General features: G+C 34.1%; 20 protein-coding genes and 1 pseudogene. 1 reads left to right on the top strand and 20 read right to left on the bottom strand.

Features of this window, described 5'->3' with window-relative positions; translation table 11 throughout:
- Window positions 1-226: 226 nt before the first annotated feature.
- The 3 genes and pseudogenes from AL499_RS12580 to AL499_RS11115 all read right to left on the bottom strand — a co-directional run.
- Window positions 227-334, bottom strand: a pseudogene (locus tag AL499_RS12580) (IS200/IS605 family transposase); the annotation flags it as partial.
- Window positions 333-1,844, bottom strand: a complete 1,512-nt coding sequence (locus AL499_RS11120; RefSeq protein WP_425424578.1) for an ABC transporter ATP-binding protein — start codon at window positions 1,842-1,844, stop codon at window positions 333-335. The pseudogene AL499_RS12580 and the gene AL499_RS11120, both read right to left, overlap by 2 nt.
- A gap of 192 nt (window positions 1,845-2,036) precedes the next feature.
- A complete protein-coding gene (locus tag AL499_RS11115; protein ID WP_002492095.1) occupies window positions 2,037-3,863 on the bottom strand; it encodes an ABC transporter ATP-binding protein in 1,827 nt (608 codons plus the stop codon).
- Between the two features lie 77 nt (window positions 3,864-3,940).
- Between AL499_RS11115 and AL499_RS11110 the strand changes: the two genes are divergently transcribed.
- Window positions 3,941-4,915: a helix-turn-helix domain-containing protein gene (locus tag AL499_RS11110; RefSeq protein ID WP_037540684.1), complete on the top strand. Its 975-nt coding sequence runs from the start codon at window positions 3,941-3,943 to the stop codon at window positions 4,913-4,915.
- 124 nt (window positions 4,916-5,039) lie between these two features.
- On the opposite strand, the gene tnpA is transcribed toward AL499_RS11110, so the two are convergent.
- The 17 genes from tnpA to AL499_RS11025 all read right to left on the bottom strand — a co-directional run bounded on the left by tnpA (window position 5,040) and on the right by AL499_RS11025 (window position 18,126).
- Window positions 5,040-5,522 carry an IS200/IS605 family transposase gene (gene tnpA, locus AL499_RS11105; protein ID WP_062248903.1) on the bottom strand — a complete coding sequence of 161 codons (483 nt, stop codon included), beginning with the start codon at window positions 5,520-5,522 and terminating at the stop codon, window positions 5,040-5,042.
- Window positions 5,523-5,813: 291 nt separating this feature from the next.
- Window positions 5,814-6,254 (bottom strand): 3-hydroxyacyl-ACP dehydratase FabZ, encoded by a 441-nt coding sequence (fabZ, locus tag AL499_RS11100; RefSeq protein ID WP_002461222.1) that lies wholly within the window; start codon window positions 6,252-6,254, stop codon window positions 5,814-5,816.
- A gap of 36 nt (window positions 6,255-6,290) precedes the next feature.
- Window positions 6,291-7,556 carry a UDP-N-acetylglucosamine 1-carboxyvinyltransferase gene (gene murA, locus AL499_RS11095; RefSeq protein WP_002461223.1) on the bottom strand — a complete coding sequence of 422 codons (1,266 nt, stop codon included), beginning with the start codon at window positions 7,554-7,556 and terminating at the stop codon, window positions 6,291-6,293.
- 163 nt (window positions 7,557-7,719) lie between these two features.
- Window positions 7,720-7,953 (bottom strand): DUF1146 family protein, encoded by a 234-nt coding sequence (locus AL499_RS11090; RefSeq protein WP_002478965.1) that lies wholly within the window; start codon window positions 7,951-7,953, stop codon window positions 7,720-7,722.
- A 137-nt stretch (window positions 7,954-8,090) separates the two neighbouring features.
- Window positions 8,091-8,492: a F0F1 ATP synthase subunit epsilon gene (locus tag AL499_RS11085; RefSeq protein ID WP_002461226.1), complete on the bottom strand. Its 402-nt coding sequence runs from the start codon at window positions 8,490-8,492 to the stop codon at window positions 8,091-8,093.
- Window positions 8,493-8,513: 21 nt separating this feature from the next.
- Window positions 8,514-9,926, bottom strand: a complete 1,413-nt coding sequence (gene atpD, locus AL499_RS11080) for a F0F1 ATP synthase subunit beta (protein WP_002461227.1) — start codon at window positions 9,924-9,926, stop codon at window positions 8,514-8,516.
- A gap of 21 nt (window positions 9,927-9,947) precedes the next feature.
- Window positions 9,948-10,814, bottom strand: a complete 867-nt coding sequence (gene atpG / locus AL499_RS11075; RefSeq protein WP_002461229.1) for an ATP synthase F1 subunit gamma — start codon at window positions 10,812-10,814, stop codon at window positions 9,948-9,950.
- Window positions 10,815-10,845: 31 nt separating this feature from the next.
- Window positions 10,846-12,354, bottom strand: coding sequence for a F0F1 ATP synthase subunit alpha (gene atpA, locus AL499_RS11070; RefSeq protein ID WP_002461230.1), 1,509 nt, complete (start codon window positions 12,352-12,354; stop codon window positions 10,846-10,848).
- Window positions 12,355-12,373: 19 nt separating this feature from the next.
- Entirely contained in the window at window positions 12,374-12,913 is a 540-nt protein-coding gene (locus AL499_RS11065) for a F0F1 ATP synthase subunit delta (protein WP_002478964.1), read from the bottom strand.
- Window positions 12,913-13,437, bottom strand: a complete 525-nt coding sequence (locus AL499_RS11060) for a F0F1 ATP synthase subunit B (RefSeq protein ID WP_002461233.1) — start codon at window positions 13,435-13,437, stop codon at window positions 12,913-12,915. Before AL499_RS11060 ends, AL499_RS11065 begins: the two co-directional genes overlap by 1 nt.
- 91 nt (window positions 13,438-13,528) lie before the next feature.
- On the bottom strand, window positions 13,529-13,741 hold the full coding sequence (gene atpE / locus AL499_RS11055; RefSeq protein WP_002478963.1) for a F0F1 ATP synthase subunit C: 213 nt from the start codon (window positions 13,739-13,741) through the stop codon (window positions 13,529-13,531).
- A gap of 31 nt (window positions 13,742-13,772) precedes the next feature.
- Complete coding sequence (atpB, locus tag AL499_RS11050) at window positions 13,773-14,501, bottom strand: F0F1 ATP synthase subunit A (protein WP_002478962.1); 729 nt, start codon at window positions 14,499-14,501, stop codon at window positions 13,773-13,775.
- A 26-nt stretch (window positions 14,502-14,527) separates the two neighbouring features.
- Window positions 14,528-14,878, bottom strand: a complete 351-nt coding sequence (locus AL499_RS11045; protein ID WP_002478961.1) for an ATP synthase subunit I — start codon at window positions 14,876-14,878, stop codon at window positions 14,528-14,530.
- Between the two features lie 280 nt (window positions 14,879-15,158).
- Window positions 15,159-15,788 (bottom strand): uracil phosphoribosyltransferase, encoded by a 630-nt coding sequence (upp, locus tag AL499_RS11040; RefSeq protein ID WP_002461237.1) that lies wholly within the window; start codon window positions 15,786-15,788, stop codon window positions 15,159-15,161.
- 21 nt (window positions 15,789-15,809) lie between these two features.
- Window positions 15,810-17,048 (bottom strand): serine hydroxymethyltransferase, encoded by a 1,239-nt coding sequence (gene glyA / locus AL499_RS11035; RefSeq protein ID WP_002492366.1) that lies wholly within the window; start codon window positions 17,046-17,048, stop codon window positions 15,810-15,812.
- Between the two features lie 22 nt (window positions 17,049-17,070).
- Entirely contained in the window at window positions 17,071-17,595 is a 525-nt protein-coding gene (locus AL499_RS11030; RefSeq protein ID WP_002492358.1) for a TIGR01440 family protein, read from the bottom strand.
- Window positions 17,596-17,703: 108 nt separating this feature from the next.
- A complete protein-coding gene (locus AL499_RS11025) occupies window positions 17,704-18,126 on the bottom strand; it encodes a low molecular weight protein arginine phosphatase (protein WP_002492355.1) in 423 nt (140 codons plus the stop codon).
- Window positions 18,127-18,130: the final 4 nt, after the last annotated feature.

Here is an 18,130-nt window from a genome sequence, read left to right as displayed (position 1 = left end):
GCAAGTTGGGGCGGGACCACAACAAAGAGAAATGCGCTTCGCATTTCAACAAACAAAGCAAGCTAGAGTGGCTGAAGCTGTCTCCTAAGCAAGCGAGCCAATTATATGAATTATTGTAAATATAGAATCAAAACCACCCGTGTTAATGGGTGGTTTGTTCTGCGGCTATACCACTTCCATACTGGCCAGCCCTAAAAGGGTACTGACAACTCAGCCAACTGCACTACTATTCCAGCAACCCTAAAGGGTTACTATTTTTTCTTTCTTCCATTGAATTTTGATCTGCAACGATATCCTCTTGTAATTGATTTCGTATATAATTTTCAATTACCTCAATATACAAATTCTTCTGCTAACCTTGTTTTTTCTAATAAATCATTATAAAGCTTTGATTTTCCCAATAATTCTTTATGACCACCTATACTTTCTACATAGCCATTTTCAAGGATTACAATTTTATCTACATTTTCAATAGATTTTAATCTGTGAGAAATAATAATAACCGTTTTATCTTTTATTAATTTATTTAAACTCTCTTGAATTTTCTTTTCATTGTCCACATCAAGACTTGCTGATATTTCATCTAAGATAAGAATTGGTGCATCTTTTAAAAAGGCTCTTGCAATGGAAAGTCTTTGTCTTTCTCCACCTGAAAGTTCTGCTCCGTTTTCTCCTATAACTGTATCAAAGCCCTTTGGAAGTTTTTCTATAAAATCCATACAATTTGCAAAAATTGCAGCTCTTTTTACTTCTTCATCACTGGCATCTTTTTTACCTATACGGATATTTTCTAATATCGATGTATTAAATAGGGTAACATCTTGAAAAACAATAGAAGTTTTCTTAAATAAAGAGTCTGTGGATATATTTTTTATATCTTTTCCATCTATTAAAATCTCTCCTTTATCATAATCATATAATCTTGAAATTAATCTTAGTATACTTGTTTTCCCAGAACCAGAAGCACCAACAAGAGCTGTAACCTCACCTTGTTTAGCTGTAAAGCTAATATCTTTTAAGACCTCGTTATCATCTTCATAGGAAAAAGCTACATTTTTAAATACTATATCAAACATATTCAACTCTACATCTTTTCCCTCTTGTATTTTTGTTTCTTTAATCTCTCTTATCCTCTCTACACTTGGATCTATAAAGAAAACTTCAAGCAAGCCTTCCTTCGATAGATCAAAAATATCTTTTATCTTTATGGCTGCCATTAAATAACCTATTAGATATAGGATGTCAATTTCTCCAGATAAAATAAGATTCATCCCTACAAGACTAACTACTGCAATGCTTACAAAGGCAAATAGAGAGGATATCCCAAGTACAAAAATAGTGCCTTGTTCAACTTTTAGGTGTATTCTTTCACTGTCCTCCATTTTTTTATATAATGAATTCCTCACCTCATTTGACAAATTAAAGCTACTTATTTCTTGTTGAAGCTCAATAGTTTCCTGAAATTGTTCTGAATTTTCTCTAAGCACTTTGTGGTATTTCTTGTTTGCCTTTACTTGAGATTTTTTAGCTATAGGTATTAAGATAAAGCTTAAAATAGTTGGAACTATTACTGCAAACCCCATTTTTATATTGCCTACCATTAGCATAATTCCTATTAAAGGGAAAAACAAAACCATTGCCCCTACTTTAGGTATAGCATGACTCATAGCGTGTTCTACCATTTCCACATCTGCCATAATTGTCTGAGATATATCAGATAAGTCATGTTTTGAGAAATAAGAAAGTGGAAGTTTAGAAAGTGTTTCAGCAATTCCTATTCTTAAATTTGCACTCTCCTCATAAGTTGTAGAATAAAGATTGTCATATTCTTTTGCTAATAACATATACATAAGTATAAGAGTAATAATAGATGATCCTAAATAAAGATAAGTGCTTTTTATATTTTTTAAAATAAGTTCATCTGCTAAAAGTATTAAAATAAAGGCAGGCACCATATTGATACAGTAAACCCAAAACATGATATAGTCGCTTTTGTAAGGTCTTTTGCTCCTTTATCAGTTAAACAAAAACGCTTTTTATAATACTTTTTCATCTTTAACCCTCCATTCATTTGCGTTAGAATAAAGTCCAACTAAATCCTTATATTTCCCATCTTTTGAAATAAGTTCTTCGTCGCTACCTCTTTCAATTATCATTCCATTTTCTAAAACTAAAATCTCATCAACAGAACGGATACTACTCATCCTATGAGCAATCATAATAACAGTTTTATCCTTTATTAGATTTTTAAATGCCTTTTGTAATTCATACTCATTATCTGGATCAATAGATGCACTGGCTTCATCCATAATTACTATTTTAGATTTTTTAAGCATGGCTCTTGCAATGGCAATTCTCTGTTTTTCTCCACCTGACAAGTAAACTCCCTTTGAGCCAATCATGGTGTCCTCCCTCTTAGGAAACTTATTTAATATAACATTGCAACCTGCAAGTTCCATTGCCTTCATAACTTCATCTCTACTTGCTTTTCTATTGGCAAGTGCTACATTTTCATAAATTGATTTTTTAAAGAGTTTGCTATCTTGAAAGACAAAGGAAATTGTATTTATTAAAGCATCTTTACTATAAGATTCTAATGGCTTTTCCCCTATTTTTATGCTACCACCATCTACTTTATAAAAACCGGACAAGAGTTTGGCAATTGTAGACTTCCCAGAACCAGAATGTCCCACTAAGGCATATACCTTTCCCTCTTTCAATTTAAGGGATAAGTTTTCCAAAACTTTGTTTTCATTGTAGGCAAATGTTACATTGTCAAACTCTATATTATAATTTTTAAATTCACTTTCCTTACCATAATTTATTTTATCTTCGTTCATCTTTTTATATAAGTCTTCTAAAGTATCAACTGCATACTTAGCATTAAAAATATTCATACTTGCCCACATGATTTTCATAAAGGAAATCATCATTACTCCACTTAAAAATAAAACCATAAAAAGTTCTACTACAAGCATATTTTGGTCTGATACCTTATTTAAAATAAAAACAAGTGGAAGCAGTAAAATAGTTATAATTCCAAAAAATATCCATTGATATAGTACATATGGCTTTTTACAGCTTATTGAATAATTAAGAGCATATTTTGAATATTCTTTAATAGCATTGTAAAGATTTTTAAAAGATTCTACTCTTGCTCCAAATATTTTTACAACTTGCATACCTCTAACATATTCAACCGTTTCACCACTTAATGTTTCCAAGGATTCTTGGTAGAGTTTCATAAATTCTCCTCCACCCATCATATTTTTTAAAATTAGGGCACATACTAGGCTTAAGAGTAAAATTATTATTCCTACCCTAAGACTAATAAAAAAAGCAAGTATTAAAGATAAAACTGGAACTAAAAAAGCTTGTGAATTATCTGGAATCATGTGTGCTACAGCTGTATGCGTTTTCGCTGCATTGTCGTCAATTGTCTTTCTTATCCATCCAGATGGATTTAAGTCAAAAAAGCGAAAACTTGCATTAGTAAGTCCATAGATTCCCTTCTTTCTCAAATTGGTCTCCAAGCGAAAACCAAGTTTATGAGAAAAAAAGCCCGACACTAAATATACTAAAGCTCCTACTGTCAAGTACAAAACAGCTTGAATAGACAAATTTTTTGCCAAAGATTGGTTTCCATCAACTACAGAACTTTTTAATAATTTATATACTAAAAGATATCCATACACAGTTAAAAAAGCCGATAAAGCTGATAAAAAAACCGCTATATATCCATTATGTTTCCCTTCAGGAGCATAAGAAAAAAGCCTTTTATAAATTTTCATATTTTCCTCCTTAATAATGTTTTGATAAGCTTGTAATAAAAAAATCACTTCTTCATTGATAAATATTATCATATATATTGTAAAATATTTTTATCCACTGTACTATATAAATAGAGTTTTTACGTCTAAACGTGTTATCGGAGGTTTGTATGGAAAATTTTGAAAGTTTAATAAATAATTATGTTTCATCGGAATTAAAAGACGAGAATTATTTTCATCCTCTGGGGAAATATTATATAGCTAACACAAAATTATATAATGGCTATTACTGGTATTATGAAAGTAGCGACTTTATAATAGACATTCATAATCTTTTTATTCTAGAGGATTTTGTAGAAGATGATTTTAATTCTATGAAAAATGATGTTGTTTTTATTTCTAATTTTGTACTTTCCGGAAATGGAGAATGGTTTAATCCATATCAAGCTATTGAGCCTTTCTCTATGTTTGTTATGGATCCTAGCGATAAAAAGAATAGATATCTTATACATAAGGATTCTAGATTATTTCTTGTAGGTATAAAATTTAAAAAAAGTTTTTTGGAAAAATACTATCCCCCATATGCTTACTCAAATAATATAGATGATTTAAAAAGTATTTTTTTTCAATCTAAAAATTCAATTGTCAATCCAATTAGTAAAATTGCTAAAGAAATTTTAACTTGCAAGCTTGGCAATCAAGAAGCTAAAGAGTTTTTTGAAGAAAAGGTAAAAGAGTGGTTTTGTATAACTGTTAAGGCTAGTGAAGACTTAAAAATTTATAAGTCTCTTTCAGCCGAAGATGAAAAACTTATTGAAAATGTAGAAAGATATATTAGTGATTATTATTCTAGCAACATACCTCAATCACTTCTAGAAAAAATCGCTTGTATGAGTGGAACAAAGTTAAAAGAAAGTTTTAAGAAAAAAAATCACTTGAGTATTACAGAATTTACCCAAAGAAAAAGAATGAATATAGCAGAGCAATTATTAGTAACCACTGATCTTGAAATAAGACATATAGCTAAAACTGTTGGATATACTTCACCTAGCCGATTTAGCAAACTTTACAAAAGATATAAGGGCGTCTATCCTAATGAGGTTAAACTTATAATTAATTTAAATAAATCTCAACCATATTCATAATCAAAACCACCCGTTCACACGGGTGGTTTGTTCTGCGGCTATAAGCCTTTCATACTGGCCAGCCCTAAAAGGACACTGATAAGTCAGCCAACTGCACTACTATTCCAGCAACCCTAAAGGGTTACTATTTTTTCTTTCTTTTTTTAATTTCTTCTCCTGTAAACGGATCTAGGTATTCTTCCATTGAGATTTGATCTGCAACGATATCCTCTTGTAATTGGTTTCGTATATAATTTTCAATTACTTTTTTGTTTCTACCTACAGTATCTACATAATATCCTTTGCACCAAAACTTTCTATTTCCATATCTATATTTCAAGTTGGCATGTCTATCAAATATCATTAAACTACTTTTTCCTTTTAAATAGCCAACAAATGATGATACACCTATTTTTGGCTGAATACTAACTAACATGTGAATATGATCTTTACATGCCTCTGCTTCAATTATCTCTACGCCTTTTCTTTCGCACAATTGACGCAAAATCATTCCAATATCTTTTTTTATTTTTCCATATATCACTTGTCTTCTGTATTTAGGAGCAAAGACGATATAATACTTACAATTCCATTTTGTATGTGCTAAACTGTTTGTGTCGGATGACATTAAATAGCATCTCCTCGTGTTGATTATTTTGGTTGGCTGACCAATATTAATTCTAGTACGAAGAGATACATTTTTTGTGACAATGGTAGAACCTTTTCTGAACCATACGCATAGCGTATGGTTTTCTTTTTACAAAAATACCTAAGACATAATCATTATGTCTTAGGCACTTAACTATATATTGGTGACTAGGATTAAAAATATACTTATTCTAAGCTTTTTAAACCCTAATCAACCTTGCCAGGACGATATTACGAATTCATAATGGATTCTGTCCTGACTCTTTTTATATTATTTTGCGTCTTGAATCGCAAATGTTAATTCACAGCTACATGCAAGTTGCCCATCAACTGTCGCTTTTGCTGTACCTTTACCAATAGGACCTTTTATTTTGGTAATTTCAACTTCTAACATTAAAGTATCCCCTGGTGTTACTTGCTTTTTAAAACGACATTTATCTATACCTGCAAACAATGCGATTTTGCCTTTGTTTGCTTCACTGTTTAACATAGCAACTGCACCTGTTTGAGCTAGTGCTTCAGTTATTAGAACACCCGGCATCACTGCATAATCAGGAAAATGACCTTGGAAAAAAGGTTCATTACCTGAAACTTGTTTTAATCCTACACATCTTTTGCCTTCCTCATATTCAACTACTCTATCAATTAATAAAAAGGGTTGTCTATGGGGAATAATTTTTTTAATGTCATTATAATCGAATATTGTTTCCATAATTGAGCATCCTCCTAATAACTTATAGCTCTATTATTAAGCATTTATACGTTGTATATCTGCTCCTAATTCTTTTAATTTACCATGGAAGTTCACATAACCACGGTCTAAATGTTTAAGTTCAGTAACTTGTGTTGTACCATCTGCTACTAAACCAGCTAAAATAAGTGCTGCTGCAGCTCTTAAATCAGTTGCTTTAACCTGTGCACCTTGTAATTCACTTTTGCCTTCAATTTTAGCGTTACGACCTTCTACAGTAATATTGGCATTCATTCTTCTAAATTCTGCAACATGCATAAAACGATTTTCAAATACCGTTTCTGTAATAACTTTATGGCCCTCAGCTGTCAACAATAAAGCCATCATTTGTGATTGCATATCTGTAGGAAAACCTGGATGAGGTAACGTTTTCACATCAACAGGCTGTAATGTATCTGGCGCTGTTACACGTACACCTTCTTCGTCAAAGGCTAGTTGTACACCCATTTCTTCAAGTTTGTACACTAAGCTTGTCATATGTTCTTTAATAGCACCTCTTACATAAACGTCTCCCCGCGTTATTGCACCTGCAATAATCATTGTTCCTGCTTCAATGCGGTCTGGAATAATAGAATGAACAACTCCGGTTAATTTATTCACACCGTGAATTGTAATCGTATCAGTACCTGCGCCAGTAATTCTACCGCCCATTTCATTTATATAATTCGCTAAATCAACAATTTCTGGTTCTTTAGCTGCATTTTCAATCACAGATTTGCCATTAGCTAAAGATGCAGCCATTATAATATTTTGTGTAGCTCCTACGCTTGGAAAGTCTAAATGAATATTAGCTCCTTGCAAGCCATTTTTTGCATTGGCATAAATATTTCCATTTTCCAAATGAATATCGGCACCTAAGGCTTCAAACCCTTTAATATGTTGCTCAATCGGTCTACTTCCAATAGCACAACCACCTGGTAAAGCTACAATTGCATGACCTAAACGCGCTAGCAGAGGTCCCATAACTAAGATACTTGCACGCATTTTACTTACATATTCATAAGGCGCCTCTTCATTTAATGTCGCAGTTGCATCAACAGTCACAGCATTTCCTGCAATATCATATGAAACATCAGCATTCAGTGTTGATAACACATTATTTATTGTTTCAACATCACTCAATTTGGGAACATTAATCAGTTTGCTAGTACCTTCTGTTGCCAATAATGATGCTGTTAGCACTGGTAATACTGCATTCTTAGCACCTTCTACTTGAACTTCTCCTGATAGGCGATGCCCACCTTTTATAACTATTCTATCCATACATATCCTCCACTTAAGACTACAATATACTTACTTTCATTTCCCTATATTTTATTATTCATTCATTAATTATAGCTATTTTTTCAAAAAAAATACAATTATCTACAAGACAGTCATCATTACTTTAATGACAGAATTTATAATAAAGAATTATAAGAATACTTTATTTTAACAAATATTTTACCTGTGTTGAATATTGCATTAAATCAATAATAAAATTGCTAACACTTGTACCTAACAAAATAGCAAAAAATATCATACAAATTTGAATTTGTCTTATATGCCCTTTTTTAAATAATTGTTCAAGTCTTAAAGCATTAAGTGCCCAATAAGCCACACAAATGCAGATGACGTGTAAAACCAAATGTACAACTGCAAATTGTCCTAAATAATTCATAGTTAACCTCTCTAATAATTATTCTGTAGTACATTGTACCTGAATTTGTTTAATAATGATACTATTCATTATTAAACAAATTAAAACACAAATTAAAAAGGTTTGGAAATACAGTTACTCTGTACTTCCAAACCTTTTTATTTTAAGTTAGCTACTCGTAATCTATTTTCTGCTCTAGCAAGTGCGCGTTGTGCGCGATAAATATCACTATTATCTTCATCATTCAAATGAGATTGGGCACGTTGCTTAGCCAATTTAGCTCTTTCTACGTCTATTTCTTCAGCTGTTTCAGCCGTTTGTACAATAACAGAAAGTTTATGTTGTCTAACTTCAACAAAGCCACCACTAACAGCTAAGTATTCAGAACCATTGTGAAATCTAACTTTGATATGGCCTGTTTTTAATGCGGCTACTGTCGGAATATGTCCACTCATGATACCCATTTCACCTGCTGTGGTTTGTAACACAACAAGTTCAACATCTTCTCTTTTGTAGACTGAACCATTAGGAGTGACAATATCTAGATTTAATGTATTCATTATCCATTCCTCCTAATTTGATTAGACTTCAACACCCATATCTTTAGCTTTTGCAAGTACATCTTCCATACTTCCAACTAAACGGAATGCATCTTCAGGAATATGATCATATTTACCATCAAGAATGCCTTTAAAATCCTGAACAGTTGTTTTAACTGGTACATAAGAGCCTTTTTGACCTGTAAATTGTTCAGCTACATGGAAGTTTTGAGATAAGAAGAACTGAATACGTCTTGCACGTTCAACCGTTTGTTTATCTTCTTCAGATAATTCATCCATACCTAAAATAGCAATAATATCTTGTAATTCTCTATATTTTTGTAACGTTGATTGCACTTGACGTGCTACATCATAGTGCTCTTGACCAACGATTGAAGGTTCTAATGCTCTTGATGTTGAAGCAAGTGGATCAACTGCTGGATAGATACCCATTTCGGTTAATTTACGTTCTAAGTTAGTCGTTGAGTCTAAGTGAGCAAATGCTGTCGCTGGCGCTGGGTCAGTATAGTCATCGGCTGGAACGAATACAGCTTGAATAGATGTTACAGAACCTTTATTTGTAGATGTAATTCTTTCTTGCAATTGTCCCATTTCTGTAGCCAATGTTGGTTGATAACCAACGGCAGATGGCATACGTCCAAGTAATGCAGATACTTCTGAACCTGCTTGTGTAAAACGGAATATATTATCGATAAACAGCAATACGTCTTGTCCTTGCTCGTCACGGAAATATTCAGCCATTGTTAAGGCAGATAACGCAACTCTCATACGTGCACCAGGTGGTTCATTCATTTGGCCAAATACCATCGCTGTTTTCTTAATTACGCCACTATCGCTCATTTCATAATATAAGTCATTACCTTCACGTGTACGTTCACCTACTCCGGCAAACACAGAAATACCACCATGTTCTTGAGCAATATTGTTGATTAATTCTTGAATTAATACCGTTTTACCTACTCCGGCACCACCAAACAATCCAACTTTACCACCTTTAATATATGGTGCTAATAAATCAACAACTTTAATACCAGTTTCAAGAATTTCTACTTCTGTAGATAATTCATCAAATTTAGGTGCTAGTCTATGAATTGGATCTCTACGCACAGAGTCATCTAGCTTTTCTTCTAAATCAATAGATTCTCCTAAAACGTTAAATACTCTTCCTAATGTTTCATCTCCAACAGGTACACTGATGTCTTTACCTGTGTTTTGAACTTCCATACCACGTTGAACACCATCAGTTGAATCCATTGCAATAGTACGTACAACATCGTCACCTAATTGCAAAGCAACTTCAAGTGTTAAACTGATTGTTGTATCACTTTTAGGAATTTCAACAATTAGCGCATTATTTATTTCAGGCACTTCATTATGTTCAAAACGGACATCAATTACAGGACCCATAACTTGAGTTACACGGCCAATTCCCATGTTGTTTCCTCCTTTAAATAATTATTCTAATGCAGCAGAACCACTTACGATTTCTGTAATTTGTTGCGTGATTTCAGCTTGTCTTGCTCTGTTATATTCTAATGATAAGTCGTCAATAAGTTCAGTAGCATTATCAGATGCATTTTTCATAGCAGTCATACGTGCCGCATGTTCACTTGCTTTGGCATCTAATATCGTGCCATATATTAAGCTTTCTACATATTGAGGTAAAATAACGCTTAATATTGCTTCTTTATCAGGTTCAAATTCGTATGATGACATTTGACCTTGGCCTTGACTAGAATCTTCTTGAGATAAAGGTAGAACTTGTTTAACCGTTGGCTTATTCTCAAGAACACTGACATAATGGCTATGATAAATTTTAAGTTCGTCGATATGTCCTTCCGTATACAAATCAATTGCATGTTTTGCAATGGATTGTATCGATTTAAAAGAAGGTTGGTCTGGAACATCTACAAGTGAATCTTCAATGTCATAATTCCGTGTTTTAAGAAAGTCTACACCTATTTGACCTAAAGCCACAATTGAATATTCACTGGCATCCGCGTGCTTGCTAGTAATATCGTTAACTAATTTTTTTAGTACGTTAGCACTATAGGCACCGGCTAAGCCTTTATCACTAGTTATAACTAGATAGCCTGTACGGTGTACTTCGCGAGGTCGCAACATAGGATGACTTGAATTTGAATTAGCACCTGCAATCGCAGTTATAGCATCTTGCATTTTTTCCATATAAGGTTGAAACTGTTTCGTATTCTTTTCCGCTCTACGCAATTTAGAACTTGAAACCATGTTCATTGCCTTAGTAATTTGTTTCATTTTCTTAGTCGATTTAATTCGACCATCAATTTCCTTTAGAGAAGCCATTATCTCACCACCTTTTCGAACTTAACTTTAATTATTCTGATTTACTGAAACTTTTCTTGAATTCATTAATCGCTTGTTCAAATTTTTCACCGTCAGGTAATGATTTTGTTTCTCTAATTTCACTTAACAATTCAGCCGCATTCGATTTAGCCCATTGATTTAATTCATCTTCAAAACGAATAATATCTTCAACAGGAATATCATCTAAATATCCTTTAGTAAGTGCATAAATAATCAAAACTTGATTCTCTACTGGAAGCGGCTTGTTTTGGTCTTGTTTTAATACTTCTACCGTACGTTTACCACGTTCTAATTTGCGTGCTGTAAATTCATCTAAGTCAGAACCAAATTGAGCAAATGATTCTAATTCTCTATATGAAGCTAAATCAAGACGTAACGTTCCGGCAACTTTCTTCATTGCTTTGATTTGAGCAGAACCACCTACACGAGATACGGATTGTCCTGCATTAATCGCTGGTCGCACACCTGAGAAGAATAAATCTGATTGTAAAAAGATTTGTCCATCTGTAATTGAAATTACGTTAGTTGGTACATATGCTGAAATATCCCCAGCTTGTGTTTCGATAATTGGTAAAGCCGTAATTGAACCGCCACCCAATGTATCATTTAATTTAGCTGCACGTTCTAATAATCTACTATGTAGATAGAAAACGTCACCTGGATAAGCTTCACGACCTGGCGGACGACGTAATAATAATGATAATTCACGATATGCAGCGGCTTGTTTTGTTAAATCATCATATACAATTAAGACGTCTTTACCATTAAACATAAACTCTTCACCCATGGCTACGCCAGAATAAGGTGCAATATATAATAATGGTGCTGGTTCAGCTGCAGAAGCTGAGACGATAATTGTATAATCTAAAGCACCAGCTTGTCTTAATTTTTCAACGTTCGCTCTCACTGTAGAATCTTTTTGACCAATAGCTACGTAAATACAAATAGTATCTTGGCCTTTTTGATTCAAGATTGTATCTATTGCAATTGTCGTTTTACCAGTTTGACGGTCACCAATGATTAATTCACGTTGACCTTTACCAATAGGAACTAGCGCATCAATCGCTTTAATTCCTGTTTGTAATGGTTCATCAACTGATTTACGGTCCATTACACCTGTTGCTTTTTGTTCTACTGGACGTGTTTTATCCGTATTTACTGGACCTTGCCCATCAATAGGTTGACCCAATGGATTTACGACACGACCAATTAATTCGTCACCAACTGGAACTTCCATGATACGTCCTGTACGTTTAACCTCATCACCTTCAGTGATATCAGTATATGGTCCTAAAATTACAACCCCTACATTTGATTCTTCAAGGTTTTGTGCTAAACCAAGTACGCCATTTTGGAATTCTACTAACTCACCAGCCATAACATCGTTTAGTCCGTGAATTAATGCAATACCGTCACCGATTTGAAGAACGGTACCAACATCAGTTACTGAGACTTCAGACTCATAATTTTCGATTTGTGAGCGAAGTAATGCACTGATTTCTTCAGCTTTAATGGCCATCTATGTCACTCCTCTTTTATTAATTCGATCTTTTAAATTTCGTTGTTAATTGTTGAAGGTCATTTTTAACACTGCCATCAATAACAGTTGTTCCAACCTTCACGCGTATACCACCAATTAATTCCGGATTAATTTTAGTAGTAAGTATAACGTGAGATAAATTCATTTGTTGTGTAATCACTTTCTCAATTTGAGCAAGTTCCTCTTCATCAAGTTCATATACTGATTCTACTTCTGCAAAATCTTGATTATATTTCTTGTTGTATAGTTTTTGAAATGAACTAAAAATATCATTTATTAAAGCTAAATGACGATTATTCGCTAACACAAACATCATATTTTTCAAATAGTCATTTACTTCACCAAAAACATTAACTGCAAACGTATGTCTGTCCCTTGCAGAGCGTGTAGGATTTTCATCGAAAGCTTTTAATTCATCAATTTGTGTGCTAGCCACATTACTGACAGTTTTAAATTCATTAAATATATCATCTAAGATATCTTGGTCAACTGATACATCAAATAGGGCTTTGGCGTATTTTTGTGCTACATTTGCCATTATTTATCGCCTGCCTCTTTTATATACTTATCAACTAACGCTTTTTGATCTTGTTCTGAGATTTCTTTTTGGAGTACTTTAGAAGCAATTAATACTGATAGTTCAGATACTTGATTGTTGATATCAGCTAATGCACGTTCTTTTTGACTGTTGATTTCGCTTTGTGCGGTTTCAATCATGCCATTCGCTCGTACGTTGGCTTCATGAATAATCTCTTCTTGTTGCTTACGCGCTTGAACTTTCGCGTCTTCAAGAATACGTTGTACTTCTTCTTGTGTCTCTTTTAATGTTTTTTGATTTTCTTCTTCAAGTTTTTGAGCATTTTCTTTTGCTTGTTCAGCGTCATCAATATCTTTATTAATGTCTCGCTCACGTTTATCCATTACTTCTTTTAATGGACCCCAAGCAAATTTTTTCAAAAGTGCTAATAAAATGGCGAAAGTAGCTAATGTTACAATAATTGTTCCCCATTCCACATCTTTGATTGCTGCACCAAAAACGAATGTGTGAGTTAAAGCAGTCACGGCATATGACACTCCTTTCGTTAATAATCATCACTTGGTCATCAAATAAAATGAATGGCGAAGGTCAAAGAGACTTCGCCTTTAGTGCTTCTTATCTAAATAATGTCATGAATGCAATAACTACACCAATGATTGGCAAAGCTTCAACTAAACCGATACCGATAAACATAATACTCATCAATTGACCACGCGCTTCTGGTTGACGTGCTACACCTTCAACTGTTCTAGAAACGATAAGTCCGTTACCAATACCTGCACCTAGTGCTGATAGACCGATTGCAATTGCTGCTGCGATTAAACCCATATTAATAATTCCTCCTAAAATTTGTTAGTTATTAGTGTGCGTCCGATACTTTATGGGACATATAAACCATTGAAAGCATAATGAAAATATATGCTTGGATAGTTCCAACAAAGATTGAGAATCCTTGCCAGATGATTAAGCCAGGTAAACTAATGATCCAACCCCAATGTGGTTGTTGGAATACAAGTCCTGCTAATAAGGATAACAGTAACTCCCCAGCAAAAATGTTACCGTACAAACGAAGACCAAGTGTTAACGTAGATGAAAACTCTTCAAAGACGTTTATAATTACAAGTGGCCAGAACGGCTTAAAATAATTGCCAACATAAGCTTTACCACCGCGCATCTTAACACCATAGTAATGTGTGAGTAAAATCATCATGGTAGACAACGTCAGTGTTACAGTCGCGTCTGCTGTTGGTGATTTCCACCACAAGTAATGCTCATGTGTCACGATAGAGAATGGTAATCCTAACATGTTGGCAACAAAGATGAATAATATCAATGTGACTGCTAAGAAGTGGAATTGACCACCTTTTTTCCATGCTAAATTACTTTCTATAATACCTCTGACAAAATCAAAAACCCATTCAATAAAATTTTGTTTACCTGTAGGTCTCTTTTGTAGATTACGCGTACAGATGATAGCTATAAGGAACACAATTGCAGCGGTAATCACTAACATTAAAATGCTAGACAAGTTAAAAACAATATCGAAACCGAATACGTCCCAACTTACCTTTGGTGATTTATGATCCATAATCTCACCTCTTTCACTTTTAAATTTTACTCCCTTACAAGTAGAGGGCGAAGTATGATTAAAACATAAGAAATCATAAGACCTACTACAACACCAAGAATATTCATTTCATCCTTAAATAAATACCAGAAGGCACAAACGACAAGTGCAACTAAATAACGCCAAACGCTGCCCGTTGAAATATGTATTGTATCCGGTTGTTTCGCTCGCGCTAAGTAAATTTCAAAGATGAAGGTATTTATTAAAGAACCTATTAAACCAAGAATCATACCTAGAATATATGGTGAAGACCATATTAGATACAAAATATACAATATTATCAATGAATAAAGATAATATTGTATAAATTGTTTAAAAATGAAGCTAAAACGCAACATTAAAGTGTGCCTCCAAACAACTTATATCAACCATGTAAACCGTTCCACTCATACAATCTCAATAATAATATAGTAAACAATTGTGTGTCAATTCTATTCATAGAGATGTTACAAATGACATCGTTTACGACACAAAACCGACACATTTAATCATCTTTTTTAGCAAATTCTAAGGCTGTTTGGTCAATATTGCTAAAAGTCATGTGTCAACCCTTTTAGTTAACACTAGTTCACTTGCTAACGACACGTATTAACATCAGTCATAACTAACTACCAGTTACTATTTTGTACCAAACAATCTATCTCCAGCATCGCCTAAACCTGGTGTAATATAAGCTTTGTCATTTAGTTTTTCATCTAAAGCTGCAATGTAAATATCCACATCATCGTGTGCTTCTTTCATTTTTTCTACACCTTCTGGCGCAGCAATCAAGCACATAAATCTAATGTTTTTGGCTCCGCGTTTTTTCAATGAAGTAATTGCTTCAATAGCAGATGCACCTGTAGCTAACATTGGATCTACAACGATTATTTGACGTTCATCGATATCTTGTGGCAGTTTAACAAAATATTCTACTGCTTTTAATGTTTGTGGATCTCTATATAGTCCAATATGTCCCACTCTTGCAGCTGGAACTAAAGATAAAACACCATCCGTCATACCTAGGCCTGCGCGCAAAATAGGTACAACAGCTAGCTTTTTCCCAGCTAAACGTTTAGCGGTCATTTTTGTAACTGGCGTTTCTATTTCTACATCTTGTAACTCTAAGTCTCTTGTTACTTCATACGCCATGAGCATACCTACTTCATCCACAAGCTCTCTAAATTCTTTTGTTCCGGTATTTACATCACGAATATAACTCAATTTATGTTGAATTAACGGATGATCAAATACGTGTACTTTACTCATTTACATTTCCTCCAGTTAAACTTATTCGTACAACGGGTGTTTAGCAGTTAATGCACTCACACGTTTTGTTGCTTCTTTTATTTTCTCTGCATCATTGGGATTTTTTAGTACAAGACTTATGATTAGTGCAACTTCCTTGATAGCGTCGGTATCAAATCCTCGAGTCGTCACTGCTGGTGTACCTAATCTGATTCCACTTGTTACAAATGCTTTCTCTTGATCAAATGGGATTGTGTTTTTATTACAAGTAATACCAACGGAATCGAGTAATGATTCGGCTTCCTTACCAGTAATGTTGACCGAGCCCTTAACATCTACTGCAACTAAATGATTATCCGTGCCTCCTGACACAATTCTAAAACCTTCTTGTTGTAATGTTTCTGCCAAAACACGCGCGTTATCAATCACTTGTTGTTGATATGCTTTAAAATTCTGATTCAATGCTTCACCAAACGCTACGGCTTTTGCCGCAATGACATGTTGTAATGGGCCACCTTGAATACCAGGAAAGATTACTTTGTCTATGTCTTTTTTATATTCTTCCTTACACAATATTAAGCCACCACGAGGTCCTCTTAATGTTTTATGAGTAGTTGTTGTTACAAAATCTGCATATGGTACAGGATTAGGATGCAAACCAACAGCTACCAGACCTGCAATATGTGCCATATCAACCATTAATTTTGCACCAACTTCATCAGCAATTTCTTTGAACTTTTTAAAATCAATTGTTCTTGAATAAGCTGATGTACCGGCAACGATTAATTTGGGTTGATGTTGCACTGCGAGTTGTCGAATCGCTTCATAATCAAGCAATTCTGTTTCCTCATTCACACCATATTCAACAAAATTGTAAAATTGACCACTAAAATTGACGGGAGACCCATGTGTTAAGTGACCACCGTGACTCAAATTCATTCCTAAAACTGTATCTCCCATGTTTAAAGCTACAAGATATACTGCCATATTGGCTTGTGAACCTGAATGCGGCTGTACATTAACATGTTCGGCTCCAAACAATGCTTTAGCACGTTCAATTGCTATCGTTTCAGTTACATCCACATATTCACAACCACCATAATAACGTCGCCCTGGATAACCTTCAGCATACTTGTTCGTCAACACTGAACCTTGAGCTTCCATAACAGCTTCTGAAACAAAATTTTCAGAGGCAATTAATTCAATGTTATTATTTTGACGATTATATTCACTTTGTATGGCATCAAAAATGGCTTTATCTTGCTTTTCGATATAAGACATAGCACTACCCTTCTTTCATCAACTATTCATATTTCGCTCTTTCTCCACCAATCTTTTTAGGACGTGAAGTTGCAATCGTTACAACTGCTTCACCAATTTTGTCAACAGTTGTACGCACTGGCACACACACATGTTTCACATGCATACCAATAAGTGTTTGACCAATATCAATACCCTTAGGCACTGTAATGTGTTCAACAACGATAGGATCTTGCATGTGACGATAGGCATATGTTGCAAGGCTACCTCCAGCATGGACATCCGGCACCACTGTCACTTCTTCCATTGTAAGTGGATTGAAATTTTTGCGTTCAATGGTAATAGCTCTATTGATGTGTTCACAGCCTTGAAAGGCAAATGATACACCCGTTTCTTCTTGAACTTGCTGCAATTGAGTAAATATTTCTTGTGCTACTTCCATTGAGCCAACTGAACCTATTTTCTCACCTAACACTTCCGATGTTGAACAACCAATAACAACGATTTCCCCCTTTTTGAAAAAGGATTGGGATTTTAATTCGCTTAATAATGTTGTTAACTCTTGCATTTTAAAAACACCCACCTTTTGCATAAAATAAAAAGGAACATAGCAATTTGCTATACTCCTTTATTATAACTTATTTCTTTACCAACATATACTAATTGTAAAAGATTTTTACACAAGCTTATCCTTAACTATCTTGTTAATTTTACGCGCTAATTGTTGGTATGTTTCTTCATAAACATCTAACGCTAAACCATATGGATCCTTGATATCTCCTGTTTCTTGTACAAAATGAGATAATGTATCCATTTGAGGATACGAGCCAAACGATTGGATTAATAATCCAAGATGTTCCTGTGTCATAGTTAATATAAGGTCTGCAGTTAAATCATCTTTAGTAAAAGGCTGCGCATTTGTAGGCAATTCCAAATGATGTTTTTCAAGTATTGTTTGGGCATGTTTAGAAATTGTTTGTTGTGACACAGCAAACAAACCTCTAGATTCTATCTGATGCTCTGGTAAAAGATGTTTCGCTATGCTCTCCGCCATCGGACTTCGACATGTATTACCTGTACAGACAAAAATAATTCTCATTACT

Source organism: Staphylococcus lugdunensis (assembly GCF_001558775.1).
Lineage (GTDB): Bacteria > Bacillota > Bacilli > Staphylococcales > Staphylococcaceae > Staphylococcus > Staphylococcus lugdunensis.
Note: the sequence above shows the minus strand (reverse complement) of the source record. Positions and strands in the feature narration are given on the sequence as shown.

Bases quoted from the DNA above. Each gene is read 5' to 3' on its own strand.
- AL499_RS11120 (WP_425424578.1), bottom strand. From the start codon at position 1,844: ATGTTATTAGCAAAAGAATATGACAATCTTTATTCTACAACTTATGAG.
- AL499_RS11115 (WP_002492095.1), bottom strand. From the start codon at position 3,863: ATGATAATATTTATCAATGAAGAAGTGATTTTTTTATTACAAGCTTAT.
- AL499_RS11110 (WP_037540684.1), top strand. From the start codon at position 3,941: ATGGAAAATTTTGAAAGTTTAATAAATAATTATGTTTCATCGGAATTA.
- tnpA (WP_062248903.1), bottom strand. From the start codon at position 5,522: ATGTCATCCGACACAAACAGTTTAGCACATACAAAATGGAATTGTAAG.
- fabZ (WP_002461222.1), bottom strand. From the start codon at position 6,254: ATGGAAACAATATTCGATTATAATGACATTAAAAAAATTATTCCCCAT.
- murA (WP_002461223.1), bottom strand. From the start codon at position 7,556: ATGGATAGAATAGTTATAAAAGGTGGGCATCGCCTATCAGGAGAAGTT.
- AL499_RS11090 (WP_002478965.1), bottom strand. From the start codon at position 7,953: ATGAATTATTTAGGACAATTTGCAGTTGTACATTTGGTTTTACACGTC.
- AL499_RS11085 (WP_002461226.1), bottom strand. From the start codon at position 8,492: ATGAATACATTAAATCTAGATATTGTCACTCCTAATGGTTCAGTCTAC.
- atpD (WP_002461227.1), bottom strand. From the start codon at position 9,926: ATGGGAATTGGCCGTGTAACTCAAGTTATGGGTCCTGTAATTGATGTC.
- atpG (WP_002461229.1), bottom strand. From the start codon at position 10,814: ATGGCTTCTCTAAAGGAAATTGATGGTCGAATTAAATCGACTAAGAAA.
- atpA (WP_002461230.1), bottom strand. From the start codon at position 12,354: ATGGCCATTAAAGCTGAAGAAATCAGTGCATTACTTCGCTCACAAATC.
- AL499_RS11065 (WP_002478964.1), bottom strand. From the start codon at position 12,913: ATGGCAAATGTAGCACAAAAATACGCCAAAGCCCTATTTGATGTATCA.
- atpE (WP_002478963.1), bottom strand. From the start codon at position 13,741: ATGGGTTTAATCGCAGCAGCAATTGCAATCGGTCTATCAGCACTAGGT.
- atpB (WP_002478962.1), bottom strand. From the start codon at position 14,501: ATGGATCATAAATCACCAAAGGTAAGTTGGGACGTATTCGGTTTCGAT.
- AL499_RS11045 (WP_002478961.1), bottom strand. From the start codon at position 14,878: ATGTTGCGTTTTAGCTTCATTTTTAAACAATTTATACAATATTATCTT.
- upp (WP_002461237.1), bottom strand. From the start codon at position 15,788: ATGAGTAAAGTACACGTATTTGATCATCCGTTAATTCAACATAAATTG.
- glyA (WP_002492366.1), bottom strand. From the start codon at position 17,048: ATGTCTTATATCGAAAAGCAAGATAAAGCCATTTTTGATGCCATACAA.
- AL499_RS11030 (WP_002492358.1), bottom strand. From the start codon at position 17,595: ATGCAAGAGTTAACAACATTATTAAGCGAATTAAAATCCCAATCCTTT.
- AL499_RS11025 (WP_002492355.1), bottom strand. From the start codon at position 18,126: ATGAGAATTATTTTTGTCTGTACAGGTAATACATGTCGAAGTCCGATG.